This is a genomic window from Ciceribacter sp. L1K23 (genome assembly GCF_018122705.1).
Taxonomy (GTDB): Bacteria; Pseudomonadota; Alphaproteobacteria; order Rhizobiales; family Rhizobiaceae; genus Allorhizobium.
The window spans coordinates 1,912,019-1,937,125 of the sequence record NZ_JAGRRC010000001.1 but is presented as its reverse complement, the minus strand read 5'-3'; the positions used below and the strand labels follow the sequence as shown (position 1 = coordinate 1,937,125).

Below are 25,107 nucleotides of genomic sequence, written 5' to 3'. Positions count from 1 at the left end.
GCCTTGTCTTTTCGGAAAAGAGTAGGGACCGACTTTTGGTCCCGCAAGCCGCCAATGGCAAGGAATCGGTTTTCGCCCAACGGCTTGGCTGCGAAAAAACATGCTGTCGGGCAAAAATGGCGGGTTGTTGCGTCGGCGCCTGTCAGCCGGCCTTCGGCAGCGCGTTATAGGCCGCCATCGCCGCGTCGCGCGCCTTGCCGTGGTCGACGATCGGCTTCGGATAGGTCTTGCCGAGGGTTACACCGGCCTCCTTGAGCACCAGGAGCGGCGCCTCGAACGGCTTGTGGATGAACTTGTCGGGCATGTCTTTCAGTTCCGGCACGAAGCGACGGACATAGCTGCCGTCGGGATCGAACTTCTCGCCCTGCAGGATCGGGTTGAAGATGCGGAAGAAGGGCGCGGCGTCGGCGCCAGATCCTGCCACCCATTGCCAGCTCGCCGCGTTGGAGGCCGGATCGGCGTCGACAAGCGTATCGCGGAACCAGGCCTCGCCGCGGCGCCAGTCGATTCTGAGATCCTTGATCAGGAAGGAGGCGACGATCATGCGGACGCGGTTGTGCATCGTTCCATGGCGCCACAGTTCGCGCATGCCGGCATCGACGATCGGATAGCCGGTCAGGCCCTTTGTCCAGGCCTCGAAAGCGCTCTCATCGTCGGTCCAGCCGAACTGGTCGAAGCGTTCGTTCCAGTTTTTCGTCGCGAGCTCCGGGAAATGGAACAGCAGGTGATAGGAGAAATCCCTCCAGGCGAGCTCCTTGCGGAACTTGACGACGCTGTCGGTGATCCCGGACTTGAGCCCCCGCGTGGCATGCCAGATGCGGGCAGGGGAGATTTCGCCCATCGCCAGATGCGGCGACAGCATGGACGTGACGTCCCTACCCGGAAAGTCGCGTCCGTCCTTGTAGGCGGCGAGTTTCTCGTCGATGAAATCGGCAAGCCGCCGCTGTGCCGCCGCTTCGCCGGGTTCCCAGACCTCGGTGAAAGTCGCAGCCCAATCCGGTTTGGTGGGAAGAAGCCGCCAGTCGTCGAGCGTTTCCCCGTCGGGCCAGGACGTCGGCGCCGCGATTCTTCCCGGGGCGGCAACCGGCTCGGCCGGCTCGCCCTGCTGCTCGAGCGCCCGCCAAAACGGCGAATACACGCGGTAAGGACCGCCGGCCCCTGTCTTCAGCTTCGACGGTTCGTGCATCAGCTGGCCGGAAAAGCTCTCGGCTTCAAAGCCGTTCTCGCGCAGCCACGCCTTTAGGGCCTTGTCGATGCCACTGCCGACCGGATCGTAGCGCCGGTTCCAGTAGACGCCGTCGGCGTCCGTTTCGGTCAAAAGCGTCTTGATCACATCGAGCGAATGACCGGATCGCAGGACAAGGCGGCTTCCGGCCTTGTCGAGGGCTTTCGAGAGCGCCGTCAGCGAATGATGCAGCCACCACGCCTGCGCCGCGCCGAGCGGACCGGCGCCGGACTCCGGCTCGCGGATATAGACCGGCACCACAGGCCGGCCAATCTCCACAGCGCTTGCCAGCGCCAGGTTGTCGTCGAGCCTCAGGTCTTTGCGGAACAGGAGGATGACGGGCTTAACCATGGGCGGGACTCTTCATTGGCGGATGATATGGTGGTGTTTACGTTTGACGCGGCAAACCAGATCACCCTCCGCCGGCGCATTCACGTTCGAACCACAGTCGACGCCGGTTTTCCCCTGAAACTTCACGAACTTGGTTAATGCCTTGCGGCATCGGGCGTTTGGCGCAGTTTTATCCGACGGGTTTACGCGATCGTTAAAATGCGACCGGTTTCCTTAACGGATTGGAGAACCGGCGGGCCGAGATTGATCGTGCAACGTGAGGATTTGGTTATGACAACCAGGTTGAAGGCACTCGTCGTTGCGGTGATCTATTCATGTCTCGTCTGGTGGGCGGTCGTCCAGCTGGCGGACTGGATCATGGTACCGGGTGCCGGTTCCGATGGCGCGCCAGCGTCGCCATCGACGGAGCGGAATGACTCCGCTCCCGGACAATGACATCGCGGGTTGCGCCCGGACAGGCGCGTCGGTTTTTGCCGCGCCTGTCCGGTTGCCCGCTTCGGAGGAGGGCTGCCGAGATCATAATCGCGGCAGGAGCCGTTCTCTCATCTCGTCGATGATGTCGAGCGCATCCTCGATCTCCACGAGCTTGCCCGTCTTCGGGTTTACATAGACGGAAAGCTCGATACAGGCGACGTGGAAGAGCTCTTCGACGGTGCGCCGTTCCGTACGCCGGCGAACCGGATTGCGGTCATCCGTCAGACCCCAGCCGGCATAGAACGGCTGGCCGAAGGTCACGACCCGCTTGCCGCGCATCAGGGCTTCGAAACCCGATGTCGAGGACAGGGTGTAAACAGCGGAACAGCCGTCCAGGAGGTCCACGATCCGTATGTCCTCCGCGATCACTTCGAGATTTCGCACCCGCGATCGGCTGGCGACCGTCCGTGTCTCCAAGGTCCCTTCGAAAGGTTGCGTGACGTAGACCTGCCGCTCCGGATTTTCAGCACAGGCGACCTTCACCATCTGCTCTCCGTCGCGCGGCGCCGCCGCCGCGAACTCGATCAGAACGTCCCTTGCCGGTTGACCGATAACAACCACATGCCCGGGCGTGGCGTTGAATGGGGTTGCATCACCCGGCATCCGCTTGTTGTAGCAGGTGAAGCGGCCGGAGACGATCCTGGCGATGAGACGTCTTGCCCGCGCTGTCTGCCGTTCGGTCAGAGCGTAGTGCGGATCGTTCAGCATGCGTTCCAGCCGTGAGGCTTGCCGAGAATCGAAGGCAAAGCCGAGATCGTCGATCTGAAATCCGAGAGCGCGTCGCTCATCGAGTGTCGCCCGTTTGTCCGTGGCGGGCGCGAAGCAGGCAAAGGCCGCCACGTCGATGAAGAAAAGCGGTTTGTCGTAGAGATATGCGGTCTCGATGCAGTCCCAGAACGCCGCCTGCTGCAGGCGCTGCGAGAAGACCGCGACGGCATCGCAGGAAGGCGAGGGCCAATAGCCCACATAGGGCGTTCTCATCGCGGTCTTGATGTTCTCCGCAAAGCCGCCGTCCACGTCCCGACGTACGGCATTACTCATCACACGCGCCTTGTCGGGGAGTGCCTCGAAAGCCTCCCTGGCATTGAACCGGACCGGGGCGCCGTTGGCGCGGTCAGTGAGGATCTGCTTTAGGGTGATCGCGAGGTGATGCGTCCGCGGCTTCGGTTTGGCCGCGGGTAGCGTTCGCGTCTGGGCCGCCGGCGCATCGGCACGCTGTCCGCCCGAACGACGGTGGTCGAAAAGCCGCAGGAGGTGGCGCATCAGCCTATGAGGTCGCACCATCCCGACGGTCGGCGAAGGCATCTCAGCCCTATCTAGCTGTCCACGCGACGGGTCAGGCGGGGCCTGTGGACGCTCGACTTCATCCTGGTATCCGGTGAGACCGAGATAGTCGTACCAGAGCAGTGCCATCGGATGCTTCAGCGACAGCCACGGTTTCCCGGTGAAGGTATAGTGGATGATCGCTGGCCCGGCCACAGCGGCGGCTACGTCATCAGCATCCATGCTGTTGAAGACGCCCAGCGAAGCCTTTCTCCATTTCGGATCGAACAGCGAACCGTGCACGTTCCATGTCACCGGCAGGTAGGTGATGCGGTCGTGGAAGAGTTCGCCGATGATCTGCTGGTCACCGAGCGTGATGCGGTATCTGTTGACGGCGAGATAATCCTGGATCAGCCGCGAGACATCCAGACGGCGCATCATTTCGATGTCGGCGAGCATGACGCCGGCATTGATGTGCCGGCCGCCTGTGGGAATGCCGAACCGCTGCTTGAGGTCCAGCGACAGCGAATCCTCGACGCCCCCGAACAGGCTGCCGTTGAGGGGCATGTCGAATAAGATGTCGATCGAGCGCCGGACAATCAGGTCGCTGTCGAGATAGAGCGCCTTGGCGACGTCGGCCGGGAGAAGTTCGTGCATGAAAAGACGGTAGAAGGTCGCGAGCGTCAGGCCCTCCGTGCTCCTGATGTCGCTGAAGACCCGCGCGTCGACGACACGCGGCTCCAGCCGGTAGGAGGTGATTGACCCGAGAGCCTCGAAACGCTGGCGATCGACCGCCGACATCTGCTCGTTGAGCAGAAGGAAGACCCGCAGCGGCTTCGACCCGGCATAATGTCGCAGCACGGAGGCAAGCGTCGCCGCTGTATAGGGCAGGAAGGCGGTATCCGCCGCCAGCACGATGTTGATGATTTGAGACGAGAATTCGGCGACCTGGCCAAGACCGGTTCCGGTCAGTTGCGGGCTGTCCATCGTGACCTGTGGCGGAAAGCTGCTGGGCTTCCGCCAATGGCGGGTAGCATGGGAGAGTTCAATCGCGGCAACCGGCGCACACAATCAATGGCACTCTCGCATAATACATACGGCCCGAAGGCACTATCGCCGCCGTCCCGCGCGCTTCACGGCCGGATAGCGCTTGCGCCACCACACCGCGAGCCGCCGCCGCCACCGGCGCACCGTGGCGAGGTCCTGCGACAGGACCAGCAGGCCGACGGGGATCATCCAGAAGCCGAGGATCGGCAGGAATCCGAGAAAGCCGCCGATGATCAGCAGCACGCCGATGACGATCCGACCGATGCGGGAGCGGGGGAAAGGCATCTCGAAGCGACCGAGCACAAGCCGGCCGGTGTCGCTGTCGATGCGGTAATTTCTCTGGTTGGCCATGCTTTTGTCTCGGCGATGTCGTGAGCCAGCATGTGGGACTGCAGCAGCCTCCCGGCAAGCCGGTCGCATTTTTTTTGAAAAATCGCTTGGCAAATCGGAAAAGCGTTTGTATTACCCCGCTCACACCGCGCCAAGCGGTATTCCCTGGTAGCTCAGCGGTAGAGCATTCGACTGTTAATCGACAGGTCGCCGGTTCGAATCCGGCCCGGGGAGCCAGATTTACGAAGGCCTGCGCCATTGCGGCGCGGGCCTTTTTTCTTTTGGCGCACAGTGCTTTGCGGCGTTCAGGTTCCTGTCAGCATCTGCTGCGATCTTCCCGCCAGGATGGGCGCCCGCTTGCGGCACCGTATGCCATGATACCGGACATCATGCCGGCCCTGCCGGCGCTCCTCCCGCATGATCGTGAGGAAGCCTGCTTGTCGTTTCATTTTTCGCCGTTTCGTCGCCCAGCCATCGGCAGCGTGCCGCTCAGCCTGGCAACCGCGACCTACCTGTTATTCGTTCCCAACCGGACGTTTTGGGAGAAGGGGCTGACCTATCTCGGTGATCAGAAGCTCGCCCTTCTGGTGCTCGCCATCGGCCTTGCCGCCGCGTTCGCCGCCCTGTGTGTCGCCGTTTCGGTCAAGTACCTCACAAAGCCGCTCTTCATCGCCGTCATTTTGGTCAGCGCAGCAGCCTCCTGGTTTACCGACCGCTTCGGCGTCATTATCGACCTCGAAATGATCCGCAACGCCGCCGAGACCACATCGGCCGAAGCCGGAAACCTCATCACGCCGGCCTTCCTGCTACACATGGCGCTCTATGGCCTCCTGCCATCCCTCCTCATCGTCTGGGTGCGGATCGAGCATCACGACTTTCCGCGCAAGTTCGTCCGCAATGTCGCCGTCATCGTGCCGATGCTGGCGGTCTTCGCGATGGCCGGCCTGTCCCATGCCAGCATCTATGCCTCGGTCACGCGAGAGCACCGCGACTGGTTCGATACGCTGAACCCGATCATTCCGCTGGTCAACGCGGCGCTCTATGTCTCCGCCAGCCAGAACGAGCGCGATATCGTCGCCGCTCCGCTCGGAACCGATGCCCGGGTCGTCGAGACCTCGACCACCTCCCGCAAGCCCAGAGTGACGATCCTGGTTGTGGGCGAAACCGCGCGCGCCGCCAATTTCTCGCTCGGTGGATACGCCCGCGAGACCACGCCGGAACTCCAGGCGCGCGATGTCGTCTATTTCTCCGACACGTCGAGCTGCGGCACCGCGACCGCCGTTTCCCTGCCGTGCATGTTCTCGGATCTGACCCGCGCCACCTACAGCCACGCAAAGGGGCTCGCGCGCGAAAATCTGGTAGACGTGCTCGGCCATGCCGGCGTGAAGGTCGAGTGGTGGGACAACGACACCGGCAGCAAGCGGGTCGCGAGCCGGATCGGCGAGCGCAAGTTCTTCGGCCTGAACGATCCCGAGCACTGCGAGGACGGCGAGTGTCGGGACACCGTGATGCTCAACGAACTGGACGGCTGGCTGGACAGTGTGAAAGGCGATTCCGTGCTGGTGCTGCATCAGATCGGCAGTCACGGACCGGCCTATTACAAACGATATCCCGAGGCCTATCGCCGCTTCGTGCCAGATTGCCGCAGCGCCGAGTTTTCCCAGTGCAGCCGTCAGGAGATCGTCAATGCCTACGACAACACGATCGCCTACACCGACCATGTCGTCGCCACCGTCATAGACCAGCTCGCCGCCCGCCAGGATCGCATCGATCCGGCGATGATCTATGTGTCCGACCACGGCGAGTCGCTCGGCGAATACGGGCTCTACCTGCACGGCGCGCCTTACATGATCGCGCCCCCGGAGCAGACCCACGTTCCCTTCTTGCTCTGGCTCGGCGACGAGGCCAAGGCGTCGCTCGACCCTGCCTGTCTCGCCGCGGAGGCCGCCCGGCCGCAATCGCACGATAACTTCTTTCACACCGTACTCGGACTGATGCAGGTGGAAACAAAAGAACTGCGATCCGACCTCGATCTCGTCGGCGCCTGCCGCCGCATGGCGGGCGCCTGACCGCCCCCGTCGCGCACCGTTCCCCAAGCCGCTCCCGAAAGCTCCCTCCTATGCGCATGGCCCAAGGCTTGGTAGGTTCGCACGATGATGCGGATGCGGAGGACGAGGTTCGGGTGCGGGTGCTGTTGATCGAAGACGACGAAATCCTCGGCGATGCGGTGCGGGACCATGTCACGCATGACGGTCACGCGGTCGACCATGTCCGCACGCTCGCGGAAGCGGCTGCGGCCGTCTCGGCGGTCGATTACGGTCTCGTTCTTCTCGACCTCAGGCTGCCGGACGGGCGGGGAATCGATCTCCTGACGAGCCTGCGCGCCTCCGGTGCCGCGGTGCCCGTCATCATTCTGACAGCCCACGACCAGATATCCGACCGCATCGAGGGACTGAACAGCGGCGCCGACGACTACCTCGTGAAGCCCTTCGATCTCGGCGAACTGTCGGCCCGCATCCTGGCGGTGACGCGCCGTCACGCCGGTCGTCCGGCATCCGTGCTCGCGATCGGTCGGCTTCGTGTGGACGGCACCGCCCGGCTGGTGTCGGTCGATGGTGTCGACATCCAGCTTTCCGGACGCGAATGGGCGGTCCTTGACGTCCTGACGTCGCGGCCCGACGCGGTGGTGTCGAAGGATCGGATCGAGGATGCGCTCTATGCCTTCGGCACGGAGGTCGAAAGCAATACCGTTGAGGTCTATGTCAGTCGCTTGCGCAAGAAGCTTGGCAAGGATGCCGTGGAGACGGTGCGAGGTGTCGGTTATCGCCTGGGACGGGCCCCATGAGAACGGGGCACACGAGAAAGAGTGGCATCGCCCTTCGGCTGATCGGCTGGCTGAGCGCGCTTCTGATCGTCTTCTGGCTCGCTGCGGCCGGGCTGGGACTGATCGTCATGCGCGGCGAGTTCGACGAAATATTCGACAGCGGCCTCCAGCAGGCCGCGGCGCGTCTGGCCCCGGTGGTCGCCGCCAATCTCAGCGGCATAAAGATCAGTCCGCCGGCACCGCTTCCCGACGAGGCGGACGACTATCTCGTCTACCAGGTCCGCGATCACGCCGGCGCCGTGCTGATGCAGTCGCATGCGGAGCATTCCGCCACGTTCGACATTCCGCTCGCGGCGGGTTTCTTCGAGGACCGCGATTACCGTTACTACACGATCGCCATCGGCGACACCTTCGTCCAGGTCGCCGACTCGTTGGCGCACCGGCGCGAGGCCACGCTGGAAAGCGCGGCTACGCTGCTGTTGCCGATCGTGCTTCTTCTTCCTCTCGGGATTCTGGTGGTTTTCGGCGTGGTCCGCCGTTCGATGGTCCCGGTCGAGATCCTGAGGGCGGAAATATCGGCCAAGGACGGCGGCAATCTCGATCCCGTCGGTGTCAGCGATCTGCCAAGCGAACTGCAGCCGATCGGCGCCTCCGTCAACCTGATGCTCTCGCGATTGCGGGCGGCGCTCGATGCCGAGCGGGAATTTACCGCAAACAGCGCGCATGAACTGCGAACGCCTCTGGCCGGAGCGCTGGCGCAGACCCAACTGTTGCTGCGCGAGCTTCAGGCAACGCCGCAGGAGGCAAGGGTCGTCCATATCCAGCAGTCGCTGACACGGCTCGCAAAGCTGACTGAAAAGCTTCTCCAGCTGTCCCGGGCGGAAGCCGGGATCGGCGCGGCAGACAGGGTGACCGACCTCGTTCCGGCGCTTGACATGGTGGTCGGCGATTTCGAGCGCACCGCGCGCTGGCGTGGTTTGGTTCGCTACCAACGCTCTGCCGGGGCTGAGTTGATGCGCGCGGTCGATCCGGACGCCTTTGCGATTGTCATGCGCAACCTGATCGAGAATGCCCTCATCCATGGTGAGCGTGCAGGCGAGGTGGGCGTCGTGCTTGAGCGGAACGCCATACGCATCACCAATGGCGGCCCGGTTGTACCGCGTGACACCCTGGTCACGGTCAGGCGCCGCTTTGCCCGGGGAAACACCGGCGGCCAGGGCACCGGTCTGGGCCTCGCGATCGTCGATCGGCTCTTGGAGCATATGGGTGGCAAGCTTACCCTGTCCTCGCCCGCGCCCGGTCGCGCCGATGGCGTCGAGGCGAGGGTGACCCTTTGACGCTCTGGTGCGATGCGAAAAAAGATCGCATTGCCACCGAAGGGGCTTGCACGCTTTTTGGTTTCGTTCTAAACGCCCGTCACCGCTCGCTTTTATGTGACTGGTTGGCCTCGTGGCGGAGTGGTGACGCAGAGGACTGCAAATCCTTGTACCCCGGTTCAATTCCGGGCGAGGCCTCCAACCTTTTCAAAGATAGTAATTCTCGACATGCCGTTTTGTGGCGTAGCCTCCTGACGGCTGCGCTGACCAGATGCCGCCAACATGGTCGGCTCGGCAGCGTGTGAATCAGCCCATGACGGGCACGCCGGCGGCGCGGGCGGCTTCAACGACGGCAAGACGCGCCTTGGCGGCGGCGAGGCGACCTTCCATCGCGGCGGCACAGGCCGCGAGCGCTGCGCGGAAGCGTTGGCAGCCGACATCGGGCCAGCAATCTGCCAGCAGCCAGGCGGCTTCCCGGACGGAGCGCACGACATGTCGCGCGCCGGCGATGATGATGATGATGGGTGCGTGAAAGTCTCTGTCGAATGGCATGATCTGTTCTCCGGCGGCAAGAACTCCGCAGGAGGCAAGAGGTTCCAGACAGCCGGCATCGAAAATCCTCGCCGACCGCCCCGGCCGGCAATGCTTCATTCGTAGAGTTCGATGGTGATGTTTCCGAAGATGTCGGTGCTCTTCAACGTCCTGATTCCGCCGAGCGTGGTCCGGATGATATCGGTGGGATCGTAGAGGGTCTCGCCGCGATAAACGAGCCAGACCCGGCCGTGACGCGCGGCGACAGCGCGAACCGTCTCGGCGTCGGCGGGTTCCAGACGGGGGGCGCCGAGATTGCCGATGAAGACCCTTTTGGCGTCGCGGTAAGGGAACGGTCCCGGCAGATAGGTGACCGTCGTCCCGGCGGGAAGGCGGTCCCTGTAGAAGTCGAAGACGGTCAGCAACTCGTTCGGGAAGGCGATCACGACATCGCCGGGCTCAGCGCGTTCGGAGAGCGCGGATGTCGCATCAATCCACGGTTCTTTTTCGGAGGCGTAGTAGCGGGGCAGGGCGGCGCCCGTCAGGCATACGCTGACGGCGACGAGCGCCATGCGGAGCAGCCGGTGGGGCACCAGAATGAGGCCGGTCGCGGCCAGCATCAGGCAGGCCGGGGTTATCCACTGCAGGAGCCGCGGCAGGAAGACGGGCCGCGAGAGAAGGCTCAGCAGCACCATGGCCGCCACCGGCACGGCGATCACCACGACGAGATGGACGGCGAAGCTGCGGTAAGGACCAAGCAGAAGCGCGCCCGTTCCGGCCGCCGCCAGCAGAATGGTCGCCATGACCGCATATTTTCCGCCGCCGACCATGATCGCGAGTTCGACGAGGCGCCACCATTCGAAGGTGAGCCAGAACGACATCTTTGACATCGCCGCGCTCTGGGCTGCGAGCGTGGGGATGAACGGCCCCCAGATCGCCAGCGCGCCCACGCCGGCGACCAGCAGGACGACGAAGACGTGGCCGATTTGCCGCCGCATGAACAGCAGCGTACAGACGAACAGGCCGCCCCAGATCGCGAGCGTGATGAAGACGGAGGTGTTGTGCAGCCAGAGCGTCATGCCGCCGGACACGGCCATCGCAACAGCCGCCATCCACTTCACCGATCGTGACCGGGCGCCGTAGACCTCCGAGCTCCAGAGGCGGAGCAGAACGAGTGAAGCCATGAGCGTGATACTGGCGGTCAGCGTCTGGATGCCGTAGGGCCGGGCGGTCTGCGACAGGTCGATGTGACCGGCATTGATGGCGAGCAGCAGCCCTCCGACCAGCGACAGCGCATCGCCTTTCGGGCCTAGACGCAAAAGCCTGCCGGAGAAAAGCACGAGAAGAACGGTCAGCACGCCGGCGATGACGGAGGGTGCCCGCAGCGCCCAGTCGCTCGACCCTGCCACCATGCGCCAGAGATGGACGATGGTGTAGTACATCGGCGGATGCGTCTCGTAGGACGGCACATCCCCCCAGAGTTCCCGCAGCGGCAGGGCCGAGAACCACGACGTATAGGCTTCGTCGAGCCAGAAGGACCGGGAAAGCCCGATTTGCCGAAGCACCAGGGCGACGAGCAGAATGGCTGCGGCGGCGGCGAGGAATGTCGATCGCTTGAGGGGCCGCTCGGAAGTCATGGCGTCTTTCCTTTTGTGACAGGGAGCGATCCGCCGGCAGCGACGCGCGGTCCGAACGACCAGGCTGCGTTGACGACATAGGTAAAGATCAGGATGGCGAGCGTTGCGACCACCTGTGCCGCAAGATAGCCGACGCCGAGAATGGTGTTCAGCAGATACATCGCCAGCCAGTTCAGCCCCGCGCCGGCCGCCGCAACCGTCAGGAAGCGGACCGCGACGGACAGGGAGGGCCTGACGCCGAAGGTCACGATCGAATTGAGGATGAAGTTGACGAGCGCTCCGGCCAGAGCGCCAGCCAGCGTCGCGCTGGTCGGGCGGACGCCGAATCCGGACACGAGCAGGATGAGCAAGACGTAGTGCACCGCCGTGCCCATGGCCCCCACCACCGCGTAGGTCCCGAACGAAATGAGCTTACGAAAGGGAAGGCGGGGCGTTTTCATATCTTTTTCTCACGATGTACACCGGCCGGTCCTTCGATTCCATGTAAATCCGGCCGATATACTCGCCGAGCACGCCGATCCCGATCAGTTGGACACCGCCGAGCATGAAGACGGCGACGGCGATCGAGGCGTAGCCGGGGACGTCGATGCCGAAGATCAGCGTACGCACCAAAAGCATCACCGCCCAGAGAATGGCGAACAGCGCCAGCATGCCGCCGAGATAGGTCCATATCCGCAACGGTACAGTGCTGAAGCTCGTCAGCCCCTCGAGCGCGAAGTTCCAGAGCTTCCACCCGGAAAACTTCGTCTGCCCGGCGGCCCTCGGCTCCCGTGTGTAGTCGATCGTGATCGTCCTGTAGCCGACCCAGGCGAACAGACCCTTCATGAAGCGCCGATTTTCCGGCAAGGCCGCGATCGCGTCGGCAACCTCGCGCGAGATAAGCCTGAAATCGCCGACGTTCTCGGGGATTTTCACATCCGAGAGCCGGTTGTGGACCCAGTAGAACATCGAGGCGGTCTTCCGCTTCAGGAACGAGTCGGATGACCGGTCCACCCTGCGGGCCAGCACGACGTCATAGCCTTCCGCGAAATGCCGCAGCATCTCCGCGATCACCGATGGCGGGTCCTGCAGATCGGCATCGAATGGAATGAGGACGTCGCCGCGCGCCTCCTTCAACCCCGCCGAAAGGGCGGCTTCCTTGCCGAAGTTGCGGCTGAGGTCGACGACCCGGATCCTGTGGTCCTTGCTTGCCGCGAAAACTAGTTTCGGCAGTGTATCGTCGCGGCTTCCGTCATTGACGCAAACGATCTCGAAGCCGGACAGCTGCAGTTTGCTGAGTTCGGCGACGACCGTGGGGAAGAATATGTCGATAACTTCTTCTTCGTTGTAGAACGGAACCACCAGGGAGAGAAACGGGGTCTTTGTTATCACTTCGCTCATAAACGATTCTCTGATCGATACCTGGCCGTCTTTTTCCGGTCCGGATAGTCATCAATATCTGGCAAATATCAATGCTGTGGTCTCTGTCTCGTTGCTTTATGGTTACTTTCGGACCGGCGAATAGCTTGAATGGGGCGCCCTGAAATTCCGGCGGGGGAGAATTGCGACATCAGGGCCGCTGCGACTTGAAACGCCTGCCGCGTCGAACTAAGACACGAACGGATGAAACCGGGCTTCAGGACGGGCGAAGACATGATCGATTACCAGGCAGCACGCATCAAGATGGTGGACAACCAGATCCGGACCACCGATGTCACGGCGCATTCGGTGCTGGAGGCCTTCCTGTCGGTGCCGCGCGAGGCCTTCGTGTCCGACACGATGAAGCCGCTCGCCTACATTGACGAGGACATGCAGATCGCGCCCGGCCGCTACATCATGGAGCCGTCGCCGCTCGCCAAGCTGCTGCAACTCGCACAGATCAGTGAGCACGATGTGGTGCTGGAGATCGGTTGCGGCGCAGGTTATGCGGCAGCGGTCCTGTCGCAGCTTGCAGGTTCTGTGGTCGCGATCGAAAGCGACGAGGCCCTGGCTGCCGGCGCCACGGAAACACTGACAAAGCTCGGCTGCGACAATGTCGCCGTCGTCACCGGTCCGCTCGAAGCCGGCTACCCCGCAGAAGCGCCCTACGACATCATCTTCGTCAACGGTGCGGTCGAGATTGTGCCCGAGGCACTGATCTCGCAGCTGCGCGAAGGCGGCCGCCTGGTCGCTGTGGTCGGCTATGGCAATGCCGCCCGCGCGACCGTTCTGGTCCGCGCCGGGGAAAGCTATTCCAAGAGCGAGCACTTCAATACCTCCGTGAAGCCACTTCCGGGCTTTCGCCGCGCCGCCGAGTTCGTCTTCTGAACGACTGACCTGTTCGTTGTGAACTTTGTCGAGGCAGTCCATTGCGGGCTGCCTTTTGTTTTCCGCTTTGTCCGGGATGTGGCGTTTGCGCAACGTCGTGTTGATTTACACTGGGACAACCTGTTCTCGATGTTGCAGGCGCACCCGCACCGTTTAAGCTAAGGCAATGCGCGAGCTGGGCGAGCTTGCGCGGACAAGGCTGCCCGCTGTCGGTGCCTTGGGGGAGTCCGGGTTTCGGACGCATTGGCTCGTGAATGATGTCGCGAGCGGGAGTTGGAGTTCAGCCTGTGTCGATTTTTCGCCGCACCATGTTCGCTGCCATGGCGTCCTGCATGATCCTTGCGCCCGGATTGGCGTCGGCCGAAACGATCTTCGACGCGATGGCCAAGGCCTATCGGAACAATCCTGATCTCAATTCCGTCCGAGCTCAGCTTCGCGCCACGGACGAGAACGTGACGATCGCCAAGGCGGCCATGCGGCCGCAGATCGGTGCCAGTGCCACTGCCAATTCCGTTGGTGGCTATATCAAGGGTGGCGACGGCTTCGATTACCAGACCGAGAGCATCGGTATCACCATCACCCAGCAGATATTCGACGGCTTTCAGACGCTTTACAACGTGAAGGCGGCCGAATCGGGTGTGGCTTCGAGCCGCGAGCAATTGCGCGCCGAGGAAATCTCCATCCTGCTTGCCGCCGCTCAGGCCTATGCCGACGTCGCGCGCGAACAGCAGATCGTTGCCATCCGCCGCAAGAACCTGAGCTTCCTTCAGGAACAGTTGAATGCCGCCAATGCGCGCCTCCAGGTGGGCGAGGGAACCCGCACGGATGTCAGCCAGGCCCAGGCCCAGCTGGCCGCGGCCCAGGCGCTCCTGACCGGCGCCGTGGCGTCGCTCAAGCAGAGCGAAGCCGTCTACGTTCAGGTCGTCGGCACGGCGCCGACTGGCGTCAAGCAGCCTGCGCCGGCCTCCCGCGCGCTGCCGCCGACGCTGGACGTCGCGGTGCAGACCGGCATTCGCGAACATCCGGCCGTGCTTTCAGCTCTCTACGCCGTCGATGCCGCCGGCTATCAGGTCAAGTCGGCCGAGGGAAGCCTGCTGCCCGGCGTCGTCATCCAGGGCAATGTCTCGCGCAACTGGACCAACGAAACGACCAGCAACGGCTTCTTCAGCACGCCGAGCCCGGACACCGATGTCGCGACCATCACCGCGCGGCTGAACGTACCGATCTACCAGGGCGGCGCGGAATACGGCAACATCCGCAAGGCCAAGGAGACGCTGGGCGCCCAGCGCATGCAGGTCGATTCCGTCAGGGCCGCCATCCAGCAGCAGGTCACCGGCGCCTATGCGCAGATGGAAGCGGCCGAGGCCGGCATTCGCGCTGCGCGCCAGCAGATTTCCGCCTCCAACCAGGCGCTTCAGGGCGTCATCGAGGAGCGCAATGTCGGGCAGAAGACGACGCTCGATGTGCTGAACGCGCAGCAGGCTGTTCTCGAGGCCCAGGAAAGCCTGGTCGCCTATCAGCGCAACGCCGTCGTCGCCAGCTACTCGCTTCTCGCCGCCACCGGCAAGTTGACGGTGAAAAGCCAGGATCTGCAGGTCGCCGAGTATCGGGCGGAAGCGCATTACGAGGCCGTCAAGGACATGTGGTTCGGCCTTCGCACCGTCGACGTACCCTGATCATTGGCGGAGAAAACTGTTGATCACGCCCGGGAAAACGTGTGGGCGTGATTTTTTTCGCGGTCGCGGTATCCTACGGTGAACCGATTCGTGAGCCGGTCGCAGCCGGTCGAGTGCCTTCGGACTAAAACGGGGATAGGAATGGCCCAGCCAGGTGTAGCGCGTGAACCGTCGATGGAAGAAATTCTCGCATCGATCCGCAAGATCATCGAGAGCAATGATCCCGGCGCCGAAAAGAGCCTCGGCGTGTCCGTGCCGCCGCTCTACGACGAGCAGTATGACGACGAGATCAGCCTGACCATTGACGAGGACAACGCCCCGGCCGAACTCTATGCCGCCAACGACCGGCCGATGGCCGCGCCGATGCAGGCGCCGGCCGTCGCTGCCGAAACGCCGGCCCGCAGCGTGTCGCTCGCCGATCTCGCCGCGCGCGTCCGCGCCACCGTCGAGCGCGAGGATTATCAGCCGGCCGTGCCCGCATCGCGCCAGCCGCAGCCGCAGGCTCAGCCGCAAATACAACCGTCCCCTGAAGCACAGGCCATGCCGAGCCGGCTTGCAAGCATGCGCAATCCGCTGCCGGCGGCCGAGCCCGCGCCGCGCGCTCCGCAGCCGGATTTCTCGATGCCCTCGCAGCCCGCGATGATGCCTTCGGCGTCTGAGCGGTCGGACGCGATCGAAGAGACCGCCCCTGCATCCGGACTTTTGTCGGCGGAATCGGGCGCGCTCGTCGCCCGCTCGTTCGGCGAGCTTGCCGCCGTCGTCGACGGACAACAGCGGCGTTCGCTCGATGAGATGGCAGAAGAGATGCTGCGCCCGATGCTGCGCGAGTGGCTCGACGACAACCTGCCGACGCTGGTGGAACGCCTGGTGCGAGAAGAGATCGAACGCGTGGCCCGCGGACCGCGCCGCTAAGAAACCGCATTGCCGCGAGACGATCAGCCGCTCCGGTCGCCGGGGCGGCTTTCTTGTTGACTCCGGCTCGCCTGTCCGGCTTTAAAGCCGCAACAATCAAAATCAGAGAGTTGGTCCGAAATGCTCGAAAAGACCTACGATTCCGCCGCGGTCGAACCGAAGATCGCCAAGGCCTGGGATGACGCGGACGCTTTCCGCGCCGGTGCAAACAAGAAGCCGGGCGAGGAGAGCTTCACGATCGTCATCCCGCCGCCGAACGTGACCGGCTCCCTGCACATGGGCCACGCGCTCAACAATACGCTGCAGGACATCATGATCCGCTTCGAGCGCATGCGCGGCAAGGACGTGCTGTGGCAGCCTGGCATGGACCATGCCGGTATCGCCACCCAGATGGTCGTCGAGCGCAAGCTTGCCGAGGTCGGCGAGAACATGAGCCGCCGCGAACTCGGCCGCGAGGCCTTCATCGAGAAGGTCTGGGAGTGGAAGGAAGAGTCCGGCGGGCTGATCTTCAACCAGCTGAAGCGCCTCGGCGCCTCCTGTGACTGGTCGCGCGAACGCTTCACCATGGACGAGGGGCTGTCGCAGGCCGTTCTCGAAGTCTTTGTAACGCTTTACAAGCAAGGCCTAATCTATCGCGGCAAGCGGCTGGTCAACTGGGATCCGAAGTTCGAGACGGCGATTTCCGACCTTGAGGTCGAGAACAAGGAAGTCGACGGCCACATGTGGCACTTCAAGTACCCGCTCGCCGGTGGGGAAACCTACACCTATGTCGAGAAGGACGAAGACGGCAACGTTACCTTCCAGGAAGAGCGTAACTATATCTCGATCGCGACGACCCGCCCCGAGACGATGCTGGGCGACGGCGCCGTCGCCGTTCATCCGTCCGACGCCCGCTATGCGCCGATCGTCGGCAAGCTCTGCGAAATCCCTGTCGGCCCCAAGGAACATCGCCGCCTGATCCCGATCATCACCGACGAATATCCGGATCCGACCTTCGGTTCCGGCGCGGTCAAGATCACCGGCGCGCACGACTTCAACGACTACCAGGTCGCCCGCCGCAACAATATCCCGCTCTACCGCCTGATGGATACCCGCGCGAAAATGCGCGACGACGGCGAGCCCTATGCCGTCTACGCCGCCCAGGCGCTGGAGATCGCGAAGTCCGGCCATGTCCCCGGCGAAGCGGAAGTCGACGGCATCAATCTCGTTCCGGACGAGTATCGCGGCCTTGATCGATACGAGGCCCGCAAGCGCATCGTGGATGCCATCAACGCCGAGGGTCTGGCCGTCACGGTCAAGGATGCCGAGGGCAACGACATTCCCTATGTCGAATCCAAGAAGATCATGCAGCCGTTCGGCGACCGATCGGCCGTCGTCATCGAGCCGATGCTGACCGACCAGTGGTTCGCCGACGCCAAGACGCTGGCTGAACCCGCGATCGCCTCGATCCGCGAGGGCCGCACCAACTTCGTCCCGAAGAACTGGGAAAAGACCTATTTCGAATGGATGGAAAACATCGAGCCCTGGTGCATCTCCCGCCAGCTCTGGTGGGGTCACCAGATTCCGGCGTGGTACGGTCCGGACGGGCAGGTCTTCGTCGAAAAGACCGAGGATGAGGCGCTGCACGCCGCCATCCAGCACTACATCGCCCATGAGGGTCCGTGGAAGGCCTGGGTCGAGGAGAAGCTGGAGAACTTCCAGCCCGGCGAAATCCTGACCCGCGACGAGGATGTTCTCGACACGTGGTTCTCCTCCGCGCTCTGGCCGTTCTCGACGCTCGGCTGGCCGGAAAAGACGCCGGAACTCGCCCGCTACTACCCGACCAGCGTTCTCGTCACTGGCTTCGACATCATCTTCTTCTGGGTCGCCCGCATGATGATGATGGGCCTGCACTTCATGAAGGACGAGGCCGGAAACCCGGTCGAGCCGTTCCACACGGTCTATGTCCATGCGCTGGTTCGCGACAAGAACGGCCAGAAGATGTCGAAGTCGAAGGGCAACGTCATCGATCCGCTCGAACTGATCGACGAGTACGGCGCCGACGCACTGCGATTCACGCTGGCGATCATGGCGGCACAGGGACGCGACGTGAAGCTCGATCCGGCCCGCATCGCCGGCTATCGCAACTTCGGCACCAAGCTCTGGAACGCCACGCGCTTCGCCGAGATGAACGGCGTCAAGGCCGACCCGACGTTCCTGCCGGAAACGACGACACTCGCCACCAGCCGCTGGATCCTGACGGAGCTTGCGCGGACGCGCAACGAGGTCACCGAGGCGATCGAGAACTACCGCTTCAACGACGCCGCCGGCAGCCTCTACCGCTTCGTCTGGAACCAGTTCTGCGACTGGTATCTGGAACTGCTGAAGCCGATCTTCATGGGCGACGACGAACACGCCAAGGCCGAGGCACAAGGCTGCGCCGCCTTCGTACTGGAGGAGATCTACAAGCTTCTGCACCCGTTCATGCCGTTCATCACGGAGGAACTCTGGCAGCATACGGCAGGTGAGGGGACAGAACGCGACACTCTGCTCTGCCACGCCGCTTGGCCGCGTGCGGTCTTCATGGACGAGGCTGCGGCCGCCGACGTCAACTGGCTGATCGACCTCGTCTCGGGCATTCGCTCTGCGCGGGCCGAGATGAACGTTCCACCCGGCGCCACCGCGCCGCTGATCGTCGTCGGCGCCAATGGCACGACCGAGGAGCGTCTTGCCCGCCACGATGCCGCGATCAAGCGTCTCGCCCGCGTCGATGCCATCACGCTCGCCGCTGATGCGCCGAAGGGGGCTGCCCAGGTCGTTGTCGGCGAGGCGACCGCCTGCCTGCCGCTCGGCAACCTGATCGACCTCTCGGCCGAAACCGCGCGTCTCGAAAAGGCGATTGCCAAGGTCGACCAGGAGATGAGCCGAATCGCCGGCAAGCTCTCCAACGAGAAGTTCGTCGCCAATGCCAATCCGGAGGTGGTCGCCGCCGAGCGCGAACGGCACGCCGAACTGGAGCAGCAGCGCGCCACGGTGGAAAAGGCCCTGTCGCGCGTCCGCGACGCCTCCTGACCGGCCATCGAGACAGGAACCGCCGGTGGATCATTCCGCCGGCGGTTTCTTGAGAGCGGCACGTACGACGCTAAAATTTCCGAGGGATCAGCACGTTGCGCCGCACCATGCGAATTCCCGCACTGTCGCATTTCTGCGACACATGGCTAAACCGGCGGCATTTTGTTTCAAATTTAGGCGCGTTCGCTATCGTGGATAAAAAAATATTCTATATCGAATGATTTCTTACGTGCCCGTCAAACATGTTACGTAAATATTTAATTCTCCAACCCAAAATATGGGGTGGACGCGGATTGTTGTCTCTCGTTTCCGCATGGCTACAATGCAAAAATCGAATGCCTGGAGTGGGGAGACTTATGGCCATGAACATCATCAAGAAAACTGCGGTATGCCTGCTCGGTACCTGTGCGCTGGTATCCGCAGCCAATGCCGGCGGCTTCACGCGCGGCGAAGCCGACACCGATCTTCTCTATGAAGACGGCACGTTCGTCGTGCGCGGCGGGGCGACCTACGTATCGCCGCACCGTGACTACGATACGATCGGCGGCGTAAGCGCGACGGACGACCGGTACACAGAGGATTACGTCATCCCGTCCTTCGCCGCGAAGTGGCGGATGAGCGACAACTTCTCGTGTGTGGTGAGCTACACGCAGCCCTTCGGCGCGAAATCGTCCTATGGCGACGAGGCCCAGGCTGCTGACCGGGCGGCTGACATAGCCGCAGGTGGCCTCACGGCGCTGCTGGGCGGTAATGCCGTCATTACCTCGGAATTCACGACCGACGAATTCGGCGGCACCTGCGCCGCCAACGTCAAGGCAGGCCCGGGTGACTTCTACGTCATCGGCGGCGTGTTCTCGCAGTCTTTCGACTATACCGAGTCGAAGGACTTCGGCACCTTGAACCTCAAGGACGACAGCGCCTTCGGTTACCGCATCGGTGCTGCCTATGAGATCAAGGAATATGCCTTCCGTGCCGAGCTGATGTACCGCTCTCAGGTGGATCACAAGGCCTCTGGCGATTTCAGACTCGAGAGCGCGCTTCTCGGCGGCGCCCTTGGTGGCGTTCCGGTCGGAGCGACCTTTGATTCGACCGGCGAGGGTTCGCTGCCTCAGTCGCTGGAGCTCAACCTGCAGAGCGGCATCGCGCCGGGCTGGCTGGCCTACGGTTCGGTCAAGTGGACGGACTGGAGCGTTCTCCAGACTCTCAACTACACCATCGACAACCTCGGCCCCCAGGAGAAGAACTTCTTCTGGAAGGATGGCTGGACCATTACCGCCGGTGTCGGCCACAGCTTCACCGAAAACGTCTCGGGCGCGCTGCAGCTGACGTGGGACCAGGGTGTCGGCACTGGCGCCGACATCATGTCCGATACCTGGACCCTCGGCGCGGGGACCCAGATCAAGGCTGGTCCGGGTGTGCTCCGTCTCGGCGCGGCCGTCACCTATCTGACGTCCGGAAGCCAGTCGACCGCCGACGGTGCCGACTTCGACGCGACCGCCAATGGTGACTGGGCCTACGCGATCAACGGCTCCTACAAGATCGCGTTCTGAGAAACGCTCAAGTCCGATACACATCGAAGAGCCCGGCATGTCCGGGCTTTTCTTTTGCGTGGCGTCCGGTGGGGTCTCCGCCATTGTTACAGTTTTGCAACGCTGCGACGAACATTGTCGAGCGGCAGGGGCTACGGGAAAAATGTCCATTTCCCGCCACAAACAAAGCGCAGCAGAATGAGCAACGAAGTCGAAAAAGGGATTGGCAGGTCGGCCGCTTGGGCTGGCGGTGTTTGCCGGTAGGGACGAAAAACCCGAAAAATCTGTAGGTTGCCGCGGATCGGCACCTTCCACGATTGCCGGAACATCGAGAGCCATCGAGGGGCCGCAGTCTCGCCCGAAAAGAGCGCTAGCCTTGGCTCGCGATCGGATCGGATGAGGCTGCCGGTGGCGATCCCGCAGGCCGCGTGAACGGGTTGTTCATCGACTTGCGCGACTATTGGTACGGGACGTGGAAGACCGATGGGCAACGGCGTCTTCCAATCGCCCTCAGTGGACGAAAGATATACGGAACTATGGTAAATACGGGGTTAATACGGCCGGTGCGTTCGTTTACGGCTCTGGTACTGTGTCTGTTGTCGGCGACAGGCGCGTTCGCTTTCGACATCAACGCCGGCGTCACCAAGGAATCGGGCCCATTCGATCTCTTCAAGTTCGGCTTCAAGGCCTACCAGAACGGCCAGAAGAAGGACGCTGTCGAGGCCTATCGCTACGCGGCCGAACAGGGCCATACGGCCTCCCAATACGCGCTCGCCGAAATGTATGCCGACGGCGACGGCGTGGTGAAGAATGATTTCGAGGCCTTCAAGATCTATTCGCGGATCGCCAGCCGCGGCGTCGAGCCAGGCTCCAACGATACCGGTTTCTTCATCTATTCGCTGATGTCGCTTGCCCAGTATTTCCGCCAGGGCATTCCAGGCTCGCCCGTTGGCGTCGATCTCGCCCAGGCGCGGCAGATCTATTTCCAGGTCGCTTCCACCTTCGGCGTGCCCGAGGCGCAGTTCCAGCTCGGCCAGATGCTTCTCGTCGGCGAGGGCGGCAAGGCAAGCGTGAAGCAGGCCAAGAAATGGCTGAACGTCGCCCGCAAGAATGGCCACGGTGGCGCCATGGCCGTGTTCGGCAACCTGATCTTCCAGGAAGGTCAGACCGCCCAAGGCCTCGCTTTCATGACGGCTGCGCTCGACAAGTGCGAGCCGAAGGATTGCGGCTGGGTGCAGGAACTGCAGGAACAGGCCTTCTCGGTCGCCACCGAAGACGACCGTCGGGTGGCCGTGGCGCTGGCGCCGCGGGTCGACGGCGCCGAATGATCCACGTCGTTAGGCGCTGGCGCCCGTCGCTGGCCAGCTGAGATAGGCGTAGGTCTCGCCGATCGTGCCGAAATAGGCGCTCTCGCCGCTAACCTTGTCGACATAAGCACCGTTCGGCCCGATCAGATAGGTGGCATTGCTGCCACGGGTCAGCCGGTCTCGCAGAAAGTCGGACCATCCGCTTGCGTCCGTCTCCTCGGTCGGTTTGCTGATCGTCCCGGTCTCGTTATCTGCCGATACATCCCAGGCCTTTATCGTTTCCCCCGCCGCGGCATCCGTGACAGTCAGTGTGCCTGCGTCGAGCGCTGCAAGCATCTCCTCGGCCTTCACCTTGCCGTCAGGCGTGGCCTTCAGCTCTTCCAGCCGCGCTTTGAGAGCCGTCATGAAGGATTTCGATCCGATGCCGGAGGTGGTCTCCGCCTCGATCTGGCTCTGCGCCTCGGTTACGGAGGCCTGCAGCGCTTCGAACCGGCCGTAGAAGATGTCTTCCTCGGTCTCGTCAGCCGTTCCGGCGCCAAAGGATTGCAGCAGGTAAGAAGAGGACAACGGGCTGTTGGTCGATCCGTCCCGGCTCGATCGCGAATCGGCGTTCGTATCCTTGAGGACCCTCAGCATTGTCTGCGCGGAACTCATGCGTATCGACGTGATGTCGGTCATGCCAGCCTCCTTCGTTTGCCGATCCCGCCGGCCGCGCAAGCGGGCGCGGCGATAGGGATCGCAATTGATAAGTAGTCTAGCCAACGAACATGGATTGGAACTTGCGTTGCGTCAGTCAGCCTGTCGACGCACGCCGGGGGTGACGATGCGCCTCAGCCGAAATCGAAGAGACCAACGACGGGAACGTGGTCGGACGGCTTTTCCCAGCTGCGCACGTGTTTCTCGATCGCCGTCGCCTTCAGGCGGTCGGTCGCTTCCGGCGAAAGAAGCAGGTGATCGATGCGGATACCGTTGTTCTTCTGCCAGGCACCGGCCTGATAGTCCCAGAACGTATAAACGCCGGCTTCATCGGTGGAGGCACGCACGGCATCGACGAGGCCGAGATATTCGAGCTCGCGGAAAGCATTGCGCGTCTTCGGCAGGAACAGGGCATCGCCCGCCCAGACCATCGGGTCGTGGCAGTCGTACGGCTCGGGTATGACATTGTAGTCGCCGGCGAGAATCAGAGGCTCCTCGAGTGCCATGCGGTCTTGAGCGAAGGCCTTCAGCCGCGCCATCCATGCAAGCTTGTAGGGATATTTGACCGGATCGTCGGCCGGATTGCCGTTTGGCAGGTAGAGCGAGCACACCCGGATCACGCCGCCCGCAACGGAAAAGACGCCCTCGATGAAGCGCGCCTGTTCGTCGGTGTCGTCGCCGGGAAGGCCGCGATTGACCTCGTCCGGCTTGCTCTTCGACAAGAGCGCGACGCCGTTGAAGCCCTTCTGGCCGTGGGTCTCGACATGATAGCCGAGCGCCTCGATCTCGAGGCGCGGGAAACCCTCGTCGACCGACTTGATCTCCTGCAGGCAGACGATGTCGGGCGAGGACTGTTCCAGCCACTGGCAGAGGTTCGCGATGCGCGCCTTGACGCCGTTGATGTTCCAGGTGGCGATCTTCATACGGCGAAGCTCGTGCCGCAGCCGCAGCTCGCCACCGCATTCGGGTTCTTGATCTGGAAGGACTGGCCCATCAGGTTGTCGACGAAATCGATCTCGGAGCCGGCCATGTAGATCAGCGACACCGGATCGATCAGCACCGTCGCGCCGTCGCGGCTGACGACGATATCGTCATCGGCGCGGTCCGATTCGAGGTCGAACTTGTAGGAAAAGCCGGAACAGCCGCCGCCTTCGACGGAGACGCGCAGCGCGCTTTTGCCGGCTTCGCTGCCGACGACCGCTGCGATGCGCTTCGCGGCGGCTTCGGAGAGGGTTACGTTTTGCTCGGTCATCTTACCTCCGACGGGGTCAAGGCCCGCAGAAACGGGATGGGGGCTTGTCTGTCAAGTTCACGACAAGGACAGACATGATACTATGACTTGCCCTGCTTCGTCCGGCATGTTTCACCGGATGAGGCTATAGGTATGAAGGCGCGGGCAAGGCGTCAATGGCGAACCGCAAGGACTGGAAATGACTATCGACACCAAGGCACTCGGATTTGGCTTCGGAGAGAGGGCGCTTTACGCCTCGGACCCGTGGGGCTCGCGCGGTCGCCTGTTTGCCGAGCCGTCGAGCCCGACCCGGTCGGAATTCCAGCGCGACCGCGACCGCATCGTCCACACCACCGCCTTCCGCCGTCTGAAACACAAGACCCAGGTCTTCATCGGCCCCGATGGCGATCACTACCGGACCAGGCTCACACACACGATCGAGGTCGCCCAGATCGCCCGCGCGCTCGCCCGCGCCTTGAAGATCGACGAGGATCTGGCGGAGGGCGTGGCGCTGGTCCACGATTTCGGCCACACCCCCTTCGGCCATACCGGCGAGGATGCGCTCGACGAGGCGCTGAAACCCTATGGCGGCTTCGACCACAACGCCCAGTCGCTCCGCATCGTCACCAAGCTGGAGCGCCGCTACGCCGAGTTCGACGGGCTGAACCTCACCTGGGAATCGCTCGAAGGCCTCGTGAAGCACAACGGCCCCCTGCGGACGAAGGACGGGCAGGGGACACGCGGCCCCGTACCCCAGCCGATCCTCGATTACACCGAGCTTCACGACCTGGAGATCGAGAGCTATGCCAGCCTCGAGGCCCAGGTCGCGGCGATCTCCGACGACATCGCCTACAACACCCATGACATCGACGATGGCCTGCGCTCCGGCTACCTGACCTTCGAGATGCTGGAGGACGTGCCTTTTCTTGCCGGGCTGATGCGCGAGGTCCGCGACCGCTATCCGCACCTCGATCCCGACCGTTTCGCCCACGAGATCATGCGCCGGCAGATCACCCGCATGGTCGAGGACGTGATTGGCGTAGCCCAGGAGCGTCTCGGACAGGTCAAGCCGCGCTCGGCGCAGGACGTGCGCGACGCCGACCGGACGATTGCCACCTTCTCCGAGGCGATGACCGAGACGGACCGGCAGATCAAGAAACTCCTGTTCTCCCGCATCTACCGCCACCCGGACATCATGCGCATCCGCGCCGGTGCGGCGCAGATCGTGTCTGACCTCTTCAATGCCTACATGGCGGATCCCGCGCTGATGAAGAGCCACTACTGGGTGAACCAGCTGCCGGGTCTCAATCATCCGCAGCGCGCCCGCCATGTGGGCGACTATCTGGCCGGCATGACCGATACGTTCGCGGTGCGCGCGCACCGGGAGCTGTTTGACCATACCCCTGAATTGCGGTAGAGCC

General features: G+C 63.0%; 21 protein-coding genes and 2 tRNA genes. 13 read left to right on the top strand and 10 right to left on the bottom strand.

Annotated elements, in window-relative coordinates:
- Positions 1–142: 142 nt before the first annotated feature.
- Complete coding sequence (locus J5J10_RS09105; RefSeq protein WP_211929661.1) at positions 143–1,576, bottom strand: deoxyribodipyrimidine photo-lyase; 1,434 nt, start codon at positions 1,574–1,576, stop codon at positions 143–145.
- Positions 1,577–1,846: 270 nt separating this feature from the next.
- On the opposite strand from J5J10_RS09105, the gene J5J10_RS09100 reads away from it, so the two are divergent.
- Positions 1,847–2,011 (top strand): hypothetical protein, encoded by a 165-nt coding sequence (locus J5J10_RS09100; protein WP_211929660.1) that lies wholly within the window; start codon positions 1,847–1,849, stop codon positions 2,009–2,011.
- A gap of 81 nt (positions 2,012–2,092) precedes the next feature.
- Here J5J10_RS09100 and J5J10_RS09095 read toward each other — a convergent pair whose 3' ends face one another.
- Together J5J10_RS09095 and J5J10_RS09090 are read right to left on the bottom strand one after the other, a co-directional pair.
- Entirely contained in the window at positions 2,093–4,300 is a 2,208-nt protein-coding gene (locus J5J10_RS09095; protein WP_211929659.1) for a glycosyltransferase, read from the bottom strand.
- A 123-nt stretch (positions 4,301–4,423) separates the two neighbouring features.
- Entirely contained in the window at positions 4,424–4,711 is a 288-nt protein-coding gene (locus J5J10_RS09090) for a hypothetical protein (protein ID WP_211929658.1), read from the bottom strand.
- Between the two features lie 141 nt (positions 4,712–4,852).
- On the opposite strand from J5J10_RS09090, the gene J5J10_RS09085 reads away from it, so the two are divergent.
- The 5 genes from J5J10_RS09085 to J5J10_RS09065 all read left to right on the top strand — a co-directional run bounded on the left by J5J10_RS09085 (position 4,853) and on the right by J5J10_RS09065 (position 9,031).
- Positions 4,853–4,927, top strand: a tRNA-Asn gene (locus J5J10_RS09085).
- 200 nt (positions 4,928–5,127) lie between these two features.
- Positions 5,128–6,759 (top strand): phosphoethanolamine--lipid A transferase, encoded by a 1,632-nt coding sequence (locus tag J5J10_RS09080; RefSeq protein WP_211929657.1) that lies wholly within the window; start codon positions 5,128–5,130, stop codon positions 6,757–6,759.
- Positions 6,760–6,872: 113 nt separating this feature from the next.
- Complete coding sequence (locus J5J10_RS09075; protein WP_211931191.1) at positions 6,873–7,535, top strand: response regulator transcription factor; 663 nt, start codon at positions 6,873–6,875, stop codon at positions 7,533–7,535.
- Complete coding sequence (locus J5J10_RS09070; RefSeq protein ID WP_211929656.1) at positions 7,532–8,851, top strand: HAMP domain-containing sensor histidine kinase; 1,320 nt, start codon at positions 7,532–7,534, stop codon at positions 8,849–8,851. The genes J5J10_RS09075 and J5J10_RS09070 overlap by 4 nt, the downstream gene beginning before the upstream one ends.
- A gap of 106 nt (positions 8,852–8,957) precedes the next feature.
- Positions 8,958–9,031 (top strand) — tRNA-Cys (locus J5J10_RS09065).
- 105 nt (positions 9,032–9,136) lie between these two features.
- Here J5J10_RS09065 and J5J10_RS09060 read toward each other — a convergent pair.
- From J5J10_RS09060 to J5J10_RS09045, 4 genes are all read right to left on the bottom strand, one after another.
- A complete protein-coding gene (locus tag J5J10_RS09060) occupies positions 9,137–9,382 on the bottom strand; it encodes a DUF982 domain-containing protein (protein ID WP_211929655.1) in 246 nt (81 codons plus the stop codon).
- A 95-nt stretch (positions 9,383–9,477) separates the two neighbouring features.
- Positions 9,478–10,998 (bottom strand): glycosyltransferase family 39 protein, encoded by a 1,521-nt coding sequence (locus tag J5J10_RS09055; RefSeq protein ID WP_211929654.1) that lies wholly within the window; start codon positions 10,996–10,998, stop codon positions 9,478–9,480.
- The gene (locus J5J10_RS09050) at positions 10,995–11,438 is read right to left on the bottom strand and encodes a GtrA family protein (protein ID WP_211929653.1); all 444 of its coding nucleotides are present in this window, start codon (positions 11,436–11,438) and stop codon (positions 10,995–10,997) included. Before J5J10_RS09050 ends, J5J10_RS09055 begins: the two co-directional genes overlap by 4 nt.
- Positions 11,410–12,378 carry a glycosyltransferase family 2 protein gene (locus J5J10_RS09045; RefSeq protein ID WP_211929652.1) on the bottom strand — a complete coding sequence of 323 codons (969 nt, stop codon included), beginning with the start codon at positions 12,376–12,378 and terminating at the stop codon, positions 11,410–11,412. The genes J5J10_RS09050 and J5J10_RS09045 overlap by 29 nt, the downstream gene beginning before the upstream one ends.
- Positions 12,379–12,630: 252 nt before the next feature.
- Here J5J10_RS09045 and J5J10_RS09040 point away from each other — a divergent pair, with 252 nt between their 5' ends.
- From J5J10_RS09040 to exoR, 6 genes are all read left to right on the top strand, one after another.
- Positions 12,631–13,284 carry a protein-L-isoaspartate O-methyltransferase gene (locus J5J10_RS09040; protein ID WP_211929651.1) on the top strand — a complete coding sequence of 218 codons (654 nt, stop codon included), beginning with the start codon at positions 12,631–12,633 and terminating at the stop codon, positions 13,282–13,284.
- A gap of 287 nt (positions 13,285–13,571) precedes the next feature.
- Positions 13,572–14,960 carry a TolC family outer membrane protein gene (locus tag J5J10_RS09035; RefSeq protein ID WP_349252057.1) on the top strand — a complete coding sequence of 463 codons (1,389 nt, stop codon included), beginning with the start codon at positions 13,572–13,574 and terminating at the stop codon, positions 14,958–14,960.
- 141 nt (positions 14,961–15,101) lie between these two features.
- Complete coding sequence (locus J5J10_RS09030; protein WP_211929650.1) at positions 15,102–15,872, top strand: PopZ family protein; 771 nt, start codon at positions 15,102–15,104, stop codon at positions 15,870–15,872.
- 120 nt (positions 15,873–15,992) lie between these two features.
- Complete coding sequence (locus tag J5J10_RS09025) at positions 15,993–18,923, top strand: valine--tRNA ligase (protein ID WP_211929649.1); 2,931 nt, start codon at positions 15,993–15,995, stop codon at positions 18,921–18,923.
- 362 nt (positions 18,924–19,285) lie between these two features.
- Positions 19,286–20,473 carry an outer membrane protein transport protein gene (locus J5J10_RS09020; protein WP_249116706.1) on the top strand — a complete coding sequence of 396 codons (1,188 nt, stop codon included), beginning with the start codon at positions 19,286–19,288 and terminating at the stop codon, positions 20,471–20,473.
- A gap of 515 nt (positions 20,474–20,988) precedes the next feature.
- Positions 20,989–21,780 (top strand): exopolysaccharide production regulator ExoR, encoded by a 792-nt coding sequence (gene exoR, locus J5J10_RS09015; RefSeq protein WP_208549666.1) that lies wholly within the window; start codon positions 20,989–20,991, stop codon positions 21,778–21,780.
- 9 nt (positions 21,781–21,789) lie between these two features.
- On the opposite strand, the gene J5J10_RS09010 is transcribed toward exoR, so the two are convergent.
- From J5J10_RS09010 to erpA, 3 genes are all read right to left on the bottom strand, one after another.
- The gene (locus J5J10_RS09010; protein ID WP_211929647.1) at positions 21,790–22,437 is read right to left on the bottom strand and encodes a hypothetical protein; all 648 of its coding nucleotides are present in this window, start codon (positions 22,435–22,437) and stop codon (positions 21,790–21,792) included.
- A gap of 152 nt (positions 22,438–22,589) precedes the next feature.
- Positions 22,590–23,378 (bottom strand): exodeoxyribonuclease III, encoded by a 789-nt coding sequence (xth, locus tag J5J10_RS09005; protein WP_211929646.1) that lies wholly within the window; start codon positions 23,376–23,378, stop codon positions 22,590–22,592.
- A complete protein-coding gene (erpA, locus tag J5J10_RS09000; RefSeq protein ID WP_208549670.1) occupies positions 23,375–23,707 on the bottom strand; it encodes an iron-sulfur cluster insertion protein ErpA in 333 nt (110 codons plus the stop codon). Before erpA ends, xth begins: the two co-directional genes overlap by 4 nt.
- A 178-nt stretch (positions 23,708–23,885) precedes the next feature.
- Here erpA and J5J10_RS08995 point away from each other — a divergent pair, with 178 nt between their 5' ends.
- Positions 23,886–25,103: a deoxyguanosinetriphosphate triphosphohydrolase gene (locus J5J10_RS08995; protein ID WP_208549671.1), complete on the top strand. Its 1,218-nt coding sequence runs from the start codon at positions 23,886–23,888 to the stop codon at positions 25,101–25,103.
- Positions 25,104–25,107 lie beyond the last annotated feature (4 nt).

What these genes read in the sequence shown, in the direction of transcription:
- J5J10_RS09105 (WP_211929661.1), bottom strand. Translation starts at nt 1,576, where the DNA reads ATGGTTAAGCCCGTCATCCTCCTGTTCCGCAAAGACCTGAGGCTCGAC.
- J5J10_RS09100 (WP_211929660.1), top strand. Translation starts at nt 1,847, where the DNA reads ATGACAACCAGGTTGAAGGCACTCGTCGTTGCGGTGATCTATTCATGT.
- J5J10_RS09095 (WP_211929659.1), bottom strand. Translation starts at nt 4,300, where the DNA reads ATGGACAGCCCGCAACTGACCGGAACCGGTCTTGGCCAGGTCGCCGAA.
- J5J10_RS09090 (WP_211929658.1), bottom strand. Translation starts at nt 4,711, where the DNA reads ATGGCCAACCAGAGAAATTACCGCATCGACAGCGACACCGGCCGGCTT.
- J5J10_RS09070 (WP_211929656.1), top strand. Translation starts at nt 7,532, where the DNA reads ATGAGAACGGGGCACACGAGAAAGAGTGGCATCGCCCTTCGGCTGATC.
- J5J10_RS09060 (WP_211929655.1), bottom strand. Translation starts at nt 9,382, where the DNA reads ATGCCATTCGACAGAGACTTTCACGCACCCATCATCATCATCATCGCC.
- J5J10_RS09055 (WP_211929654.1), bottom strand. Translation starts at nt 10,998, where the DNA reads ATGACTTCCGAGCGGCCCCTCAAGCGATCGACATTCCTCGCCGCCGCC.
- J5J10_RS09050 (WP_211929653.1), bottom strand. Translation starts at nt 11,438, where the DNA reads ATGAAAACGCCCCGCCTTCCCTTTCGTAAGCTCATTTCGTTCGGGACC.
- J5J10_RS09045 (WP_211929652.1), bottom strand. Translation starts at nt 12,378, where the DNA reads ATGAGCGAAGTGATAACAAAGACCCCGTTTCTCTCCCTGGTGGTTCCG.
- J5J10_RS09040 (WP_211929651.1), top strand. Translation starts at nt 12,631, where the DNA reads ATGATCGATTACCAGGCAGCACGCATCAAGATGGTGGACAACCAGATC.
- J5J10_RS09030 (WP_211929650.1), top strand. Translation starts at nt 15,102, where the DNA reads ATGGCCCAGCCAGGTGTAGCGCGTGAACCGTCGATGGAAGAAATTCTC.
- J5J10_RS09025 (WP_211929649.1), top strand. Translation starts at nt 15,993, where the DNA reads ATGCTCGAAAAGACCTACGATTCCGCCGCGGTCGAACCGAAGATCGCC.
- J5J10_RS09020 (WP_249116706.1), top strand. Translation starts at nt 19,286, where the DNA reads ATGAACATCATCAAGAAAACTGCGGTATGCCTGCTCGGTACCTGTGCG.
- exoR (WP_208549666.1), top strand. Translation starts at nt 20,989, where the DNA reads ATGGTAAATACGGGGTTAATACGGCCGGTGCGTTCGTTTACGGCTCTG.
- J5J10_RS09010 (WP_211929647.1), bottom strand. Translation starts at nt 22,437, where the DNA reads ATGACCGACATCACGTCGATACGCATGAGTTCCGCGCAGACAATGCTG.
- xth (WP_211929646.1), bottom strand. Translation starts at nt 23,378, where the DNA reads ATGAAGATCGCCACCTGGAACATCAACGGCGTCAAGGCGCGCATCGCG.
- erpA (WP_208549670.1), bottom strand. Translation starts at nt 23,707, where the DNA reads ATGACCGAGCAAAACGTAACCCTCTCCGAAGCCGCCGCGAAGCGCATC.
- J5J10_RS08995 (WP_208549671.1), top strand. Translation starts at nt 23,886, where the DNA reads ATGACTATCGACACCAAGGCACTCGGATTTGGCTTCGGAGAGAGGGCG.